Source organism: Acinetobacter sp. F-1 (genome assembly GCF_022869025.1).
Taxonomy (GTDB): Bacteria; Pseudomonadota; Gammaproteobacteria; order Pseudomonadales; family Moraxellaceae; genus Acinetobacter; species Acinetobacter pseudolwoffii.
Genome location: NZ_JAJKFX010000008.1, coordinates 1 through 15,657, shown reverse-complemented (window position 1 = coordinate 15,657; position 15,657 = coordinate 1). Strand labels below are relative to the sequence as shown.

Annotated in this window: 13 protein-coding genes and 3 pseudogenes; 4 read left to right on the top strand and 12 right to left on the bottom strand. The window is 42.7% G+C overall.

The features are described from left to right. Positions 1-3: 3 nt before the first annotated feature. Both pfkB and ptsP read right to left on the bottom strand, forming a co-directional pair. On the bottom strand, positions 4-936 hold the full coding sequence (gene pfkB / locus LOZ91_RS08865) for a 1-phosphofructokinase (RefSeq protein ID WP_244783055.1): 933 nt from the start codon (positions 934-936) through the stop codon (positions 4-6). A 6-nt stretch (positions 937-942) separates the two neighbouring features. Then, positions 943-3,807 carry a phosphoenolpyruvate--protein phosphotransferase gene (ptsP, locus tag LOZ91_RS08860; protein ID WP_004733121.1) on the bottom strand — a complete coding sequence of 955 codons (2,865 nt, stop codon included), beginning with the start codon at positions 3,805-3,807 and terminating at the stop codon, positions 943-945. A 116-nt stretch (positions 3,808-3,923) separates the two neighbouring features. On the opposite strand from ptsP, the pseudogene LOZ91_RS08855 reads away from it, so the two are divergent. After that, positions 3,924-4,022 (top strand): annotated as a pseudogene (locus LOZ91_RS08855) (VF530 family DNA-binding protein); the annotation flags it as partial. Positions 4,023-4,375: 353 nt separating this feature from the next. Here LOZ91_RS08855 and lldD read toward each other — a convergent pair. From lldD to LOZ91_RS08835, 4 genes and pseudogenes are all read right to left on the bottom strand, one after another. Beyond that, on the bottom strand, positions 4,376-5,521 hold the full coding sequence (gene lldD / locus LOZ91_RS08850) for an FMN-dependent L-lactate dehydrogenase LldD (RefSeq protein WP_004282143.1): 1,146 nt from the start codon (positions 5,519-5,521) through the stop codon (positions 4,376-4,378). Positions 5,522-5,524: 3 nt separating this feature from the next. After that, the gene (gene lldR, locus LOZ91_RS08845) at positions 5,525-6,268 is read right to left on the bottom strand and encodes a transcriptional regulator LldR (protein ID WP_004282146.1); all 744 of its coding nucleotides are present in this window, start codon (positions 6,266-6,268) and stop codon (positions 5,525-5,527) included. Between the two features lie 17 nt (positions 6,269-6,285). After that, entirely contained in the window at positions 6,286-7,950 is a 1,665-nt protein-coding gene (gene lldP, locus LOZ91_RS08840) for an L-lactate permease (RefSeq protein WP_004282148.1), read from the bottom strand. A gap of 224 nt (positions 7,951-8,174) precedes the next feature. After that, positions 8,175-8,336: pseudogene (locus LOZ91_RS08835) on the bottom strand (transposase); the annotation flags it as partial. 160 nt (positions 8,337-8,496) lie between these two features. Between LOZ91_RS08835 and LOZ91_RS08830 the strand changes: the two are divergent. The 3 genes and pseudogenes from LOZ91_RS08830 to LOZ91_RS08820 all read left to right on the top strand — a co-directional run. Next, positions 8,497-8,592, top strand: a pseudogene (locus tag LOZ91_RS08830) (IS5/IS1182 family transposase); the annotation flags it as partial. 23 nt (positions 8,593-8,615) lie between these two features. Further along, positions 8,616-8,849 carry a hypothetical protein gene (locus LOZ91_RS08825; protein ID WP_225554309.1) on the top strand — a complete coding sequence of 78 codons (234 nt, stop codon included), beginning with the start codon at positions 8,616-8,618 and terminating at the stop codon, positions 8,847-8,849. Positions 8,850-9,083: 234 nt separating this feature from the next. Continuing rightward, positions 9,084-9,380, top strand: a complete 297-nt coding sequence (locus LOZ91_RS08820; RefSeq protein WP_244783054.1) for a histidine kinase dimerization/phospho-acceptor domain-containing protein — start codon at positions 9,084-9,086, stop codon at positions 9,378-9,380. Positions 9,381-9,801: 421 nt separating this feature from the next. On the opposite strand, the gene bioD is transcribed toward LOZ91_RS08820, so the two are convergent. The 6 genes from bioD to bioB form a co-directional block, all read right to left on the bottom strand. After that, positions 9,802-10,467 carry a dethiobiotin synthase gene (bioD, locus tag LOZ91_RS08815; protein WP_004733123.1) on the bottom strand — a complete coding sequence of 222 codons (666 nt, stop codon included), beginning with the start codon at positions 10,465-10,467 and terminating at the stop codon, positions 9,802-9,804. Continuing rightward, complete coding sequence (gene bioC, locus LOZ91_RS08810; protein ID WP_004733124.1) at positions 10,464-11,249, bottom strand: malonyl-ACP O-methyltransferase BioC; 786 nt, start codon at positions 11,247-11,249, stop codon at positions 10,464-10,466. Before bioC ends, bioD begins: the two co-directional genes overlap by 4 nt. Continuing rightward, a complete protein-coding gene (locus LOZ91_RS08805; protein WP_074382703.1) occupies positions 11,216-12,385 on the bottom strand; it encodes an 8-amino-7-oxononanoate synthase in 1,170 nt (389 codons plus the stop codon). The genes bioC and LOZ91_RS08805 overlap by 34 nt, the downstream gene beginning before the upstream one ends. Continuing rightward, positions 12,382-13,662 carry an adenosylmethionine--8-amino-7-oxononanoate transaminase gene (gene bioA / locus LOZ91_RS08800; protein ID WP_244783052.1) on the bottom strand — a complete coding sequence of 427 codons (1,281 nt, stop codon included), beginning with the start codon at positions 13,660-13,662 and terminating at the stop codon, positions 12,382-12,384. Before bioA ends, LOZ91_RS08805 begins: the two co-directional genes overlap by 4 nt. Before the next feature lie 88 nt (positions 13,663-13,750). Further along, on the bottom strand, positions 13,751-14,461 hold the full coding sequence (locus tag LOZ91_RS08795) for an alpha/beta hydrolase (protein WP_244783051.1): 711 nt from the start codon (positions 14,459-14,461) through the stop codon (positions 13,751-13,753). Positions 14,462-14,528: 67 nt separating this feature from the next. Further along, the gene (gene bioB, locus LOZ91_RS08790) at positions 14,529-15,518 is read right to left on the bottom strand and encodes a biotin synthase BioB (protein WP_005093784.1); all 990 of its coding nucleotides are present in this window, start codon (positions 15,516-15,518) and stop codon (positions 14,529-14,531) included. Positions 15,519-15,657 lie beyond the last annotated feature (139 nt).

Below are 15,657 nucleotides of genomic sequence, written 5' to 3'. Positions count from 1 at the left end.
GTATTAACTCAATGATTGGACTGAGATTTGCGATTTCAAATCTTCAATAACAGCAAAGTCTGGAAGGGCAAACCCAATTTGGGTCACAGCATTACTCGCAATTGCGGTTGCTGTTTTCAATGTTTCTTCTGGGGAAGTTGAACTCAACAAGCCATGAATCATACCTGCCAGCAAGGAATCTCCCGCACCCACCGTACTTTGGACGGTGACCTTCGGTGCAGTAGCATGCAGGGGTTGCGTGCGGTGAAGCCAGTTCACCCCGTTTTCACCCATCGAGACCACAATATGTTCGATCTGACTATTTAAACTGGCAAAAAGATGCTGCTGTTCTGCAAACGTTTCTGCTGGCAAATGGTAGGTTTCCGTCAACTCATCTGTATTAGGCTTAATCAACCAAGGATGGGCAGCAATTGCTGCTTTCAACGCAACACCACTGGTATCTACTGCGACTTTTTTACCCGCAGACTGTAACCATAAAATCAGTGTCGAAAGCTCTTCTGCAGAAAACCCTTGTGGCAAACTGCCAGCAATCACAATCACATCAACCTCTAAAATCAGTTGAGATAAACGTTCACATAGTTGTTGTTTTGCTGAGGTATCTACAAAAAAGCCCTTGCCATTGATGTCAGTCATCTGACCAGAAGCTTCTGCAACTTTAATGTTTTGTCGTGTTTCACCTGCAACATAAATAAATTGGTTATCAAATTGCTCTTGCTGGATATGATGGTCAAAAATTTGACGGTTTTCTTGCCCCAAAAAGCCACTCACAATCAGTTCATGTCCCAAATCCTTAAGGACCTGTGCCACGTTTAAGCCTTTACCTGCTGCATGGCTTTGGGCCGTTAACTGACGATTGACCTCGCCAACTTTTAGTTGATCCAATTGCACGGTGAGGTCAATTGCAGGATTCAGAGTAATGCTTAATATCTTAGCCATTCGTAATTACTCCACCAATGCACGTACGGCAGACGCACTGTCACAACTTAAGGCTTGCTGTGCGACCTGTTTGCAATTTATATAGTTCAAACCACGAATTTGCGCCTTCACCAATGGAATACTGGTACTCGACATACTCAACTCATCCACGCCCAAGCCTATCAATACAGGCACAGCTTTTGGATCAGCAGCCAATTCACCACAAATGCCCACCCATTTACCATGCTGATGTGCTGCCCGAACAGTTTGATCAATCAATAGCAAAATACTCGGATGTAAGCCATCAGCTTCAGCAGACAACAGTGGATGACCACGGTCAATCGCCAGAGTATATTGAGTCAAGTCATTGGTTCCAATACTAAAAAAATCAACTTCTTGAGCAAGAATTGGAGCCAACAATGCTGCCGCAGGAACCTCAATCATAATACCGACTTGTAAGTTTTCACATGGATGCTGTATGCGAACCTCATCCAAAATTGCTTTTGCTGCTCGCCATTCTTCAACCCGCCCAATCATCGGAAACATAATTCTTAATGGGCGATTATCCGCTGCTTTAAGTAAAGCAACCAATTGCTGACGTAACAACTCTGGCTTACGTAAAGTCAGACGAATACCACGTAAGCCCAAGAATGGATTTTCTTCCTTTTCAATAGGCAAATACGGCAAAGGTTTGTCCCCGCCCACATCAAGTGTACGTACCACCAATGGACGACCTGCCAAAGCATCTAACACCACCCGATAATCGGCTTCCTGTGTAGCCTCATCAGGCGCACTGCTGTGTGACATAAAGACCAATTCTGTGCGTAGCAAACCAATTGCTTCTGCCCCATCGGCCACAGCCTGTATCGTAGCGCCCACTTTGCCAATATTGGCTGCGATTTCAACTTGATGTTGATCCAGTGTGATGGCAGGTTCTAAACAATGCTGTTCCGCTTGTTCTCGCAACTCACGCTGGCGTTGGCGCTCTGCAATGGCATGATCAATCTGATTTTGCTCGGGTGAGACCACATACTCCCCAGTATCCCCATTAATTAGCACGGTGGCATGGTTCTCAATATTTAAAACAGCTACACCTGCACCTACGACTGCTGGAATAGCCAGAGCACGTGCCACAATGGCGCTATGGGCACTCGCTCCACCAACCGCGGTCAAAATGCCTGCAACACGATCTTTATTCAGACGCGCTACATCACTCGGACCAACATCATGCATAATTAAAATATAAGGTTGCTCGGGTTCTGTGACATCGGCCACACCACACAAAGCAGCCAAAACACGCTCACCAATATCCCTTAAATCAGCCGCACGCTCTGCCAGTAAACGATCGCTAAGTGCAGCCTGTGCGGTAGCAGCTACTTCAATATGATCATGCCAAGCTGCAGCAGCAGACAACCCTTGTTTTAAACCGCGTTGTACACTTTGGAGGAGGTCTGGATCATCCAGCATTTCCAAATGTGCCATGAATATCTGTTTAATGGCAGTAGATTCAGTATGTGCAATGAATTGACGTAAGCTATTTTTCACCTGATGAAGCGCAATTTCAAGCTTTTCATTCTCAGCTTTAAAGCTCTGTCCGCGACGTTCATAACTAAATTCACGTGGCTTCACCACATGTGCAGGACCAAAAGCAAGGCCAGTTGATGCAGCAATACCGCAGCTACCCGTATCGCCATGTGATTCAAAAGGCATTAATTCCAAAGTATTTACGACTGGGTCACTACTGCTATGCTGATGAGATACAAGGTCAACAGCTTCAACCTCTTCTCCTAAGCCCTGTTGAACTGCATCAATAATCTGTTCTAAGCCTGCTACAGCATCGGTATCAGGTTGTGCAATAAAAGTCAGAGTTTGACCACGACGGCATCCCATGGCTAATAATTTGGTTAAACTTTTTGCCGAAACGTAAGCCCCCTCATCTACAGCAACGAGAATATCCCCTGCAAATTTCTTGGTCATATTGACCAAGTGTGTCGCGGGACGCGCATGTAGACCATGAGCGTTAGCTAAGACAATACGACGAGATGGCCAATCAGGAATCAGTTCAGCACCAATTAACTGCGCCAATTGGTGACTATCTTGCTCTTGGTTGAGGGTATGAACTTGTTCAGTATCAAACAAAATATCCATTAACCGTTGAAACCGTTGCATATCCAGTTGCTCATTACTGGCAATACACACCAAAGTCTTGAGCATTTCCTGCTGATGGCTTAAAACCTGTTCCGCTTTTACCAAACTTACAGCTGGGCTCAAAACATGCTGGTTAGAAGTGATCGACCAGACCGCCTCCCCTAAATGAATCATGCTGTTTAGATTTAAACCCGACAGAAAACCACACTCCACCATTTTTTGCTGTTTCAGCAACTGTGTTGCCTGCCAAATTAAATCTTCTACATCAAGTGCGGGAACTTGGGTGGCGATTAAATTTTCATGCAATGCCAAAGATGCGGGTTGGGCTTGTAATAATGAAATAATTTGCTCTGCAGATTGAGCCTGTTTCACTTGATCAGCGACATCATTAATTAAAGCTCGCGTCAAAATTTGTAAGACTTGCAAATGCTCATCTGATTTCGCAGCAATCACCACTGCTAAATAAATTTTATTTTCACCGTCCCAAACAACTCCTTCAGGAAAGTGTGCCAGACGAATACCAGTTTTTAAAATACATTGGCGAGACTGAGGCGTCCCATGCGGAATGGCAATTCCTTGCCCTAAATACGTTGCACTTTGTTGTTCGCGCACGGTCAACCCATGAATATAATCAGGTGTAACCAATTGGTCTTCGACCAAGATATCGACTAGACATTGCAACGCTTGTGCCTTATCAGTGGCGTGTTGTTTCATTCGAACATGTTGTATATCTAGCGCGAGCATAAAACGTCCTTGCAAAGCAGCATAGTGAGAAGATGCTTTTTTACTGCAGAAAAAATAAGTCGAATTCTACTCAGGATTTACACAAAAATCTGTATTTTTTGATTTTATCTTCATGATCATCATTACGATTCTTGCGTACCACACCATGGGCACGTGAAAAAGTAGAAAGCTTATATTTGTACGTCTTACGCCAAAAGGCCAAACAGAAACCGTAACCTCAGGCAACACCCCTCTCATCATAAAATTATACCAGTCAGTAAAATACCCTTAGATTAAGCATATGTATGTTGGTTATTATTGTTGATTATCACAATAAATTAGTGACCAAAAATCAAAGTATCCGACCCCACCTTAAATTACGTCACACAAAATAAAAACTCTATATAACTGTTATATATAGAGTTTATTAACGTACCAATTATGTTATTTAGTGTATTTTATGTCGGTGACTCTTGCCAAGGTTGGTTTTTTTCAAAAGGAAGCTTTGTTTACCCAAATTATTCAGATAAAAATCTCTTTTTTCAAAGGAAAGTTGGCAAAGCCTTAGTAATGTGAGTAATTAAATCGCTTACTCTTTCTCTAGCTTGACCAGGCAATCCGATGTAATATCTGCAATGGTTCTTGCACCAGTCAATGTCATTGCCACACGCATTTCTTTCTCAATCAAATCTAGTAAATTACTTACCCCAGAACCGCCGGCAGCACCAAGTGCGTATACAAATGCACGACCAAGCATGCAAATATCTGCACCCATAGCCAACATACGTACCACATCAAGACCGTTACGAATCCCTGAATCTGCTAAAATTTTGATGTCACCTTTGACCGCACTTGCAATTGAAGGAAGCGCACGAGCAGAAGACAAAACACCATCAAGCTGACGACCACCGTGATTGGAGACCACAATTCCATCTGCTCCGAAACGTACCGCATCCTTGGCATCCTCAGGATCTAAAATCCCCTTAATAACCATGGGACCCTCCCAATAATCACGAATCCACTCAAGATCTTTCCAAGAAATTGAAGGGTCAAAGTTATTTCCCAGCCAACCGATATAATCTTCCAGACCTGTCGGCTTACCTAAATATTTCGAAATGTTACCCAAATCATGCGGACGACCCAATAAACCGACATTCCAAGCCCAGTGTGGGTGCATACACGATTGCATATAACGACGTATTGCAGCATTTTTACCACTCATTCCTGAATGTGCATCACGATAACGCGCACCTGGAACAGGCATATCGACTGTGAATACTAAGGTAGAACAGCCTGCGGCTTTAGCACGTTCCAAGGCATTTTTCATAAAACCACGGTCACGTAGTACATACAGTTGAAACCACATCGGACGTTGAATCGCAGGTGCCACTTCTTCAATTGGACAAACTGAAACTGTTGATAAGGTAAATGGAATGCCCTTTTTATCTGCGGCAACCGCGGCTTGAACTTCACCACGACGCGCATACATACCCGTTAGACCTACAGGTGACAATGCCACTGGCAACGCCAAATTTTCACCAAACAATTGCGTTTCTAAGCTCAGCTCAGACATGTCATTTAACACACGTTGACGTAAAGCGATTTTTGATAAATCGTCTACATTACGCTTTAAAGTATATTCCGCATAGGCACCACCATCGATGTATTCAAATAAAAATGGCGGTAAACGACGTTTCGCAGCTTCACGATAGTCATTTGCAGAAGAAATAATCATAACTTATGTCCTATTTAATCGACTCGAACGTTGACGACGAGCTTCTTCTTCATCGATCATACGTACGCGTTGAACAACAAATTCAATATGCCCACAAGCTGCCTTACGTGCAGTCTCTGAGTCTTGACGTTCAATTGCGTCCATCACCTCAAAATGCTGGTCATGCAATTGTTCAAAATGTTGTGGTGTGGTGTAAACTTTACGTCGCCCTAACATCACGTTGTCTTGCAATAAATCAAACAAACTACGCATCATTTGGATCAGCACTAGATTGTGGGATGCTTCTGCAATCGCCAGATGAAAATTCGCATCCGCTATTGCTGCGTGGGCATCATCACCTAAAGCCTGAAAATGGCTAATCTGCTCAAAACATTGACGAATATTGATCAAATCACTGGGTGTGGCACGTTGTGCGGCATACCATGCTGTACCACCTTCAAGCACCATACGAGCTTCTTGTACATCAAAACGATATTCAGGATCCTGATCCATCAAACCGGATAATGGCTCAACGATTTGATACTGTGACCAATGTGCAGGCAACTGCTTTAAATAGGTGCCTGCACCCGCTTTGCTCTGAATAATCCCTGCGGTAATCAGTTGTTGAATCGCCTCACGTAAAGAGCTACGAGACACACCTAACTGTTCACAGAGTTGGCGTTCAGCAGGCAATCGCTCTCCGACTTGCACATTATTTTTTTCAATCAACAGACGTAAACGCTGTACCACTTTGTCGGAGACTTTCATTTTTTTCCTTGACCCGTTTACGGAATCATCCACGGGAAAACATAAGCTTGTAAGGTCACAATAATACCAATCATCACCGTAAAGATAATGCTGTGTTTTACTGTAAATCTAAATAAATCAGATTCTTTACCAACTAAACCCACTGCTGCACAAGCAATCGCGATTGATTGAGGGGAAATCATCTTACCTGTTACTCCACCACTGGTATTGGCAGCAACTAACAAGACTTCAGGCACACCGATTTGCTGTGCTGTAGTTGCTTGTAACGCTGAAAACAATGCGTTAGCTGAAGTATCTGAACCTGTAAGAAACACTCCAACCCAACCCAAGAATGGTGAGAAGAAGGTGAAAGCCTGACCCGTATGTGCCAGTGCTAAAGCAAGCGTTGCTGACAGACCTGAATAGTTTGCAATGAACGCAAAAGCCAGTACCATACCAATCGAATAAATTGGGGTTTTTAGTTCATTCACGGTTTCAAAGAATGTCGAAACTGCCTCTTTAGGTTTCATGTTTAAATAAATAATCGTGATCAATGCCGCCAATATAATCGCCGTACCCGTTGCTGATAACCAATCAAACTTATAAATCGCATCATAATCTTTAATTTCAGGCACGACAGGTGGTAGCTTTTGAATCAATTGATGCAAATACGGCACTTTAATTGAAACTACTAAATCACTTAATGGGCCGTCCTTAACAAATAAATCTTTAAAAGGTTTGATGCTCCAGATCGTCACCATTGCTGTAAGTATCAGAAATGGAGACCAGGCTTTGGCTATCTGTGCCACACTATATTGTTTACGAGCTTGCTTGATAATAGTTTCATCTACCTGTATATTTTTGTCCTCAAAAAGAAAAATATGTTTTGGTTTCCAATACTTAAGTAAGATAGTTAAACTGATTAATGATGCAATTGCAGCAGTGATATCGGGTAACTCAGGCCCAACAAAATTTGATGTTAGATATTGCGCTAAAGAAAAAGATAAGCTGGCAACTAAAATAGCAGGCCAAGTTTCTTTAACCCCACGCCAACCATCCATGATTGCCATGATCCAGATCAATACAATTGGCACCATAAAGGGTAACTGACGACCAACCATTTGACTGATTTCCATGGTGTCAACACCTGAAACCTGCCCAGCGACAATGATCGGAATTCCCATTGCACCAAAAGCAACAGGTGCAGTATTAACTATCAGGCATAGCCCAGCCGCATATAAAGGCTTAAAGCCGAGTCCCACCAACAGTGCCGCAGTAATTGCGACGGGCGCACCAAAACCTGCCGCACCTTCTAAAAACGTACCAAAAGCAAACCCAACTAATAGCATTTGCAGACGTTGATCTTCTGTAATTGACAGAATAGACGAACGAATAACATCAAACTGTCCTGTTTTTACTGAAATCTTATATATAAAAACTGCACCGATAATAATCCATGCAATTGGCCACAGGCCGTAGAAGAATCCATAGACCATTGATGCTAATGCCATTCCAATTGGCATTTTGTATAAAAATAATGAGACCAGAAAGGCTAAAAAAACGGTAATTGTAGCGGCTACACTACCCTTCATGCGAAAAATAGCTAACGCTAAAAAAAAGAAAATAATTGGAACTAGCGCAATAGCACTCGAAATCCAGATATTGCCTATAGGATCATAAATTTGTTGCCACTGTTGAAGCATTGTCTACTCCTTGAAATGCTTAACTACTAGATTGAACAGTTTATTGTACTTAAACACTAAATTGGTATGACCAATTTAGTGTTTAAGAGATAAAATGTGCATTTTGTATTGGCGATATTAGTAATATTAGCCCAAAAACACAATATAAAAGATTTAATTTATTTTTTGGTATGACCAATTTTTATAATCTCTTAAAATTTTATATATTAGATTTCTTTCATAATTCACTTTTTACTCAGCTCAAAATTATAGATTCCCACAATTAAATTAAATCTTAATCCTAGTCTTTTGCCAGGGTTGCGATATCGCTCGGCAAGGATTTTGAAGGTTTTCAAAGTTCCAAATACCTGTTCAATCCCAATTCTTCTTTTATTGATTTCTTGGTTATAAAGTTTTAGCTCGAGATCTGGTTTTTAGTGCTTTTTTGCTTTTAATGGCCATAAACTATTTGGATACAATGTATAAATCCCTTGATAGCCTTTATTTGCAAGAGGCTTTGTTGCACAAACCTACCACTGAAAGCTTCTTGGGGAATATAATTTCTAAATGAAGAGGTCTGCACCCAAGATCTATCGTACAACCAGTTGATCTACCTACAATAAAGCCTTGCTCAGTCAAGGAAATACATCAATTTGGTTTGATTCAGCCATCCAATGGTCGCTCGATTGACTCAACAACTGCCGATGCAAAACTTGGATGAAAATGTACTAGCCCAACAACTTCATTCCACCAATCAAGAGCAGTTGATTGCCTATAAAGTGTCTTTATTTGGCTCTGACGTCAGTGTCGTTCAGCATGTGGTAGCAAAAACCCGAGGTGCACCGAAAGATTTAAGCCACCAAGTAGTTGGCTTTAGTACAAAGCAACAAGGTGAGGCTCAGTTATGTGTTACGTCGTGAGGATATTCAAGTGGTGGTAGCAGAGCGGATGTTCCTACGTGGATAATTGCTCAAAAAGATTTTATAATCGGTATTAATACCAATAATTTTGTCTTTATTGCTATGTATAGACTTAATCGTTTTGATTATTCGTCGAGAGCTTAAAGCCTTAGATGAAGTTTCAACCTTTTAAGTCAGCCAAATTTATCAGTGAATGATGCTACTCACTATTTAAAAACCTTAGATGCCAAAGTAATGCCTTCCAAGGTACAGTCCTTTGCTCAAAACTCTAAGCACTTAATACATAAACTGCATCAAAATCCGGAAAATGAAAAAGTATTTAGTTCATACGCCGCCCATGAATTGCGTAGTCCTTTAACCGCGATCAAAACTCATATTCAGCTTGCACAACTGATAGCAGAACAACAGGCAAGCTCGCCCAAATTGCAACAGAGCTTGCAGCAGGTACACCTTGGTATCCGCCGATGTACCCAGCTACTGGAACAGCTTCTAGCACTTTCATCTACCGATCAAGTACTGAGTGATATCTAGTACAGTATTGAAATTCCACGGCTCCTGACTCAGGTGATTGCCGATTTACAGTCGCTTTATCCGGAAATTGAACCCAGTTTAACAATTGACTGACCGAGCCTGACCCGAGTTGCCCTACCCGATTTTGAACTAGATACCGTCTTTAAAAACCTACTTAACAATGCTCTATTGCATGCACAGGCAAACACCATTTCAATTGCTATGCTGCATGTGTGCTGATCATTCATAATGATAATCAAAGGTTGAAGATATGCATAATTGGGACAGCGTTTCTGGCATAAATCTCCCTAGCAAAATGGGCATGGGCTAGACTTATATTTGATGAAAATGGTGTTAAACAAATATGGCTATCAGATTCAATTTACAGTGGCGCAACCTCAATATTTAAGCATTCACATCAGCCTCGCTGCAAGCGGATCACTTACTTATGAGAAGACAGGGCTAAATTTAAAGCTGGAATATCAACCCATGTCGTATCAGCAAAATCACGCTGCAAATACTGTTTTAAATAAGCAATGGTATCTTCAGCGATCAAGGGATCTTTGGAGTTATCTGCATGATTAAAAGCAATGGCATATAATTGAACCCCGCGGAGTTTTAACAACTCAAGACTCAGTAAGGTATGATTAATACTGCCTAAACGCCCTGAAGTGACGAGAATCACCGGATAATTATGTGTCTGAATATAATCAATAGTCAGGAACTCTTCGGTTAAGGGCACCATCAGACCACCGGCACCTTCCAGCAAAATACAGTCGTAGGCCGCAGCCAGCTGTTCGGTAGCCTGATGAATCTGTTCAAAGTTAATGGCTCGCCCATCCAGTCGCGCAGCAAGATGCGGTGAAGCCGGATACGTAAAAATTTCCGGCATGGTCAGTTTTTGCTGGTCTTCCTGTAACAATCCACAACCCATAATTGCACGATGCTGTTCGATATCTTCTGATATATCGACATTTCCGGTCTGGATCAGCTTTTGGGTTATGGTACGAATGCCCTGCTCATTCCAATTTTTGGCCAGAAAACCAGTAGTAAAGGTTTTACCAATTGCGGTATCAATGCCGCTGACAAAATAAATCTGTGCGCTCATGCTGTCTTCCGTGCAATGACATAAACCGGATGATAGGTCAGTGCATACTGTTTGCTTTCAGGGTCTTGGAATTGTTGATAGCCGGTATAAAAATCCTGTAAGGACGATTTTGTCCACCGAAACCCCTGTGCCGTCGCCTGTACACCAGTGGCTTTGATATGCTGTAACACCTGTTTCGGATGCTCAAAATGCAAGGTCATCTGTTCTTCTGTCTGCAGCAGAATGTCAAAGCCTAAGGATTCAAGCAGTTCACAGACCTCCGCTAAAGACAGATAATCCAGGCCTTGTCCGGTCAGTGCCTTAATTTCCTTTAAATTATTGTCCGTATAACTGGCAAAACACAGATGCCCAGAGGGATTTAAGGCCTGCGCAATGTTGAGCAACAATGCTTTTAAATCCGAGATCCATTGCAATGCAGAACACGACAGCACCATGTCCAGAGACTGCGGCAGTGGCAAGGTTTCAATATTACCAATCCCCCACAAAAGCCGATCATCTTCCGGGAAATGCTGCTTCACTTCGGCATATAGATCATTTAAAAATAAATGATCAAAGCTGTAATACTGCATAAAAAGCCGGGTAAAAAACCCTGAACCGCAGCCAATTTCCAATACCCGTTGCAAATGTGGTTGTGCTACATGCTGCTGCATGAACTGCATCAACTCTGCCGCTACGGCACTTTGTACCAGCGCATGCTGCTCATAACTGAGATTTGCCTGAGCAAAACGCTGGGCAATCTGTTTGCTGTTCATCGCGGCAAATTCCTCAGCACCTGCAGACATGCGTCCAGCTCATCCGCAGAAATGTTCTGATTCAGGCAGATTCTGAGTCTGGAGGTGTTGGCAGGAACCGTTGGCGGACGTACTGGTAGCACATAAAATCCCTGCTGTTGCATAATTTCAGCCGCCTGAATGGTGCGTTTTGCCTCACCAATCAGTACCGGCACAATTTGCGAGGTTGACGGACAGTGATATCCCAAGTCTTGAATGCCCTGCTGACAGCGTACAGCCAATGCTGCCAAATGTACTCGTCCCGCCTGAAGCTGCTGTACCTTCTGAAAAATAAATCTAGTCCAGGCCATACATAGTGGCGGCTGGGCGGTACTAAAAATTAAAGGTCGCATGCTATTAATCAGATAGTCACGAATCACTGGCGCACAGACCAGATAACCACCAACTGAAGCCAAAGCCTTGCCAAAGGTACCGACCAGGAAATCAATCTGGTCCAATACTTGATACTGTTCTGCGCAGCCCAATCCACGTTCACCGCGCACACCAATTGCATGTGCCTCATCGACATAGAGCATGACTTTTGCAAACTGCTGTTTTAATGCCACCAAAGCAGCTAAATCTGTTTCATCCCCATCCATACTGAAAATTGATTCAGTTACCACAATGATGCGCTGGATAGATTCATCTGACTGATATTTTTCTAAAAACTGAGTCAAATGCTGCAGGTCATTATGGCGGTAACGCACATAGCCAGCTTTGGATAAACGAATCCCGTCGATAATACTGGCATGTACTAGTTTGTCAGCAATGATCATGGTTTTAGCATTACTGAGCGCAGGAAGAATCCCGATATTCATGTGATAACCACTATTAAACAGCAGTACTGAACTTCCAAAAGCCTGTGACATCTGTGCTTCAAGTTGTTCAAAATTGGGAAAGTTTCCCGTCAGTAAACGTGAAGAGCTTGAACTCATATGTCGCTCAGACATCGGCGTGAGGTCAAAAAATTCCTCACGTAGCGTTAAGTTGGATGCCAGACCTAAATAGTCGTTGGATGCCAAATTCAGCATCTCTTGACCATTGAGTTGCAATCGTGGCTGGCTAGAAATATTGGACTTAAACTGGCGATATTGCCCTTGCTGTTTCAAGTCATCTAGCTGCTGCTGGAAATGCTCAAGATGGTTCATGCTACTGTCTCTATCTGCTGAATCATCTCCCGCATATGCTTTAATAAAGTTTCAAGTTGCTGTGTTGAAATTACATATGGCGGCATGACATAGACCAGACGGCCAAAAGGACGAATCCAGACGCCACGGCATACACATTCAGCCTGAAAACGAGCCAAATCAACAGTTCGATGTAGCTCAACCACGCCAATTGCGCCGAGGACACGCACATCTTTGACTTGTGCCAAGGATTTTAAATCCAGTAAATATTGTTCTAGTGTACTTTCAATCTGTTGAATACGCGTCTGCCAGTCTTGAGCCAGTAACAGCTGGGTACTTTTCAATGCGACCGCGCAGGCCAACGGATTAGCCATAAAAGTTGGGCCATGCATAAACACACCCGCTTCACCACTTGAAATCGTCTCTGCTACATGGCGAGTGGTTAAGGTCGCTGACAGGGTCATATAACCACCAGTCAATGCCTTACCGATACACATAATGTCTGGTGTGACCTGAGCGTGTTCATAAGCAAATAGTTTTCCAGTGCGGCCAAAACCGGTGGCAATTTCATCTAAAATCAGCAGTACATCGTACTTTTCACACAACAACTTAGCTTGCTTTAAATATTCTGGATGATAGAAACGCATCCCCCCTGCACCTTGCACAATCGGCTCGATGATCATGGCAGCAATCTGTTGATGCTGCTGTACCAGCAGGCGCTCAAGTGGCTGTATATCTTCGGGTTGCCATGCCCCATCAAAACGGCTTTGAGGTGCCGGAACAAATAAACGGTTCGGCAAACTCGAACCAAAAATTTGATGCATACCAGTTACAGGATCACAAACCGACATGGCATTCCAGGTGTCGCCATGATAGCCAGAGCGTGTGGTAACAAAGTTAGTTTTTTGCGGTTGCTGACGCGCATGCCAATATTGCACAGCCATTTTCAACGCTACTTCAACCGCGACCGAGCCGGAATCAGCAAAGAAAATTTTATCCAGTTCAGGCGCCGTGATCTCGAGTAGCAGTTTAGACACATCAATCGCAGGCTGATGAGTCAAACCACCAAACATGATATGTGACATCGACTCTAATTGTTTTGTTACAGCCTGATTGAGTTCTGAATGATTATAACCGTGAATTGTGCACCACCAGGACGACATGCCATCAATCAGCTGGGTACCATCTTCAAGTTCAATGACTGCACCATGTGCAGCTTTAACTTTGTAACATGGCAAAGGTTGTGTCATAGAGGTATAAGGATGCCAAATATGCTGTTGATCAAAAACGTCCTGCACAGAATTCACCCTAATTATTAAAACTAAAACTGATCTTAGCGCGTTAAACCTGAAAATGAAATGTCAGGAGCTACTAATCTCTTTGTGCTTAAGCCAGATCGGCTAAAAATTTTAAAATTGGCTCAACGAGTAACTTGGAATCAAAAAGGATGGCATCGTGTGTGCCCTGTATTTTTACCAAATTCAGATTTTGGGTTGTTAAAAACACGGATTCTTGACTAATTTTGCAAGGAACCAACATATCGTTCTCGGAAAATATAAATAGCATCTTGACTGAATGATTTTTTAGGATATCCACCAGATTTAATTGATGCAAGAGATAAAGATGCTTAATCTGATAGTTTAAATCAATACTATTTAACTGTTGGTGCAATAATTTTGCACGTTCACGCGCTGCTGCACCAGCTAAAGTGACCAAGGTACAGAAGCGCTGCATCCCGCGTTTTGGATCAGCCAGTATGGAAGATTTAAATTGTGTATATTGTTCAACTGGCATCGCCTGTGGCCATGCTTCATTAGCCACGAAACAGGGATTTGACATACAGCAAATCACTGGCTTGGCAATTTTCAGTTGTTGCTGGATTTCATTAGCCAGCAAAAGTGCCAACTGTCCACCCAAAGACCATCCCATCAAGACATCAAACGAACTCGCCTGCCTGACTTTTTCGGCCAAAAGACTTTCCACGTTAGGATCAAAAATATCCCATACTTCAACTTGATGCTGCTGCCGCAACTGTTCTACAAACGGGGTTAAGACCGCTGTTCCTAGCCCCCAACCCGTAATCATCAGTATCTTCATTTTTGTCTGTTCCAATAAAAAAGGGACCAATTCAAGTTGAAATGATCCCTGTTTGTTACACGATTAATTAAGCAGGTTGCATCGCATCTACAGCCAATTCTTTAGCTGTTTTCTTGGCAGCTTCAGCTTTTAAGCCTAATTTAGCAAACAAGGCTTTGTCTTTACCTTCACCACTGTTCGGGGCAGTAAGCAATTTATCACCTGAAAATAATGAGTTAGCTCCAGCCATAAATGCCAGTGCCTGATCAGAGTCAGAGAGAGATTCACGACCTGCCGACAAGCGGATATAACTCTTCGGCATAATAATCCGTGCTACCGCAATAGTACGAATCCAGTCAATCACATCCAGTTTTTCAACATCGGCCAGTGGTGTGCCTTCAATAGGAACCAGCATATTTATGGGCACCGAACCCGGGTGAATCGGCATAGTCGCTAGTTCAAACAACAAACCGACTCGGTCTTGTACGCCTTCGCCCAAGCCGACAATACCGCCACTACAGACATTAATTCCGGCATCACGTACATGATCAAGCGTATTTAAGCGGTCATCAAAGCTACGTGTACTGATGACATTGGCATAATATTCACGTGAGGTATCAAGGTTGTGGTTATAATAATCTAGCCCTGCATCTTTCAGACGTTCCGCTTGTGAGGCATTCAGCATCCCTAGAGTCATACAGGTTTCCATGCCCAGTTTCTTGACTTCCTGCACCAGTTCTAGCACATACGGCATATCGCGTTCATGCGGATTACGCCATGCTGCGCCCATGCAGAAACGGGTCGAACCGGAAGCTTTGGCCTGTTTGGCTTCAGCAATCGCCTTTTGTACTTCTACGCGTTTTTCAATTTCCAGATCAGTATCATAATGTGCAGATTGCGAACAGTATTTACAATCTTCCGGACAACGGCCCGTTTTAATTGAAAGCAGAGTACTGACCTGAACAGTATTCGGTTCAAAGTTTTGGCGATGAATTTGCTGTGCCTGAAACAGTAAATCCATTAAAGGCAAGTCATAAATTTCTTGTATTTCGGCACGTGACCAATCATTACGGATCATCTTGTCTGCATCATCTAAAATTCCATTGAGTAAATCATACGCTGTTTTTTTTATTTTTCTTTAGCGTTTTCTTTCATATTCATTGCCTGCTTAAAATAGCTTTAGTGTATCAAGCTATTTTTGAAAGCTTATTTAACCT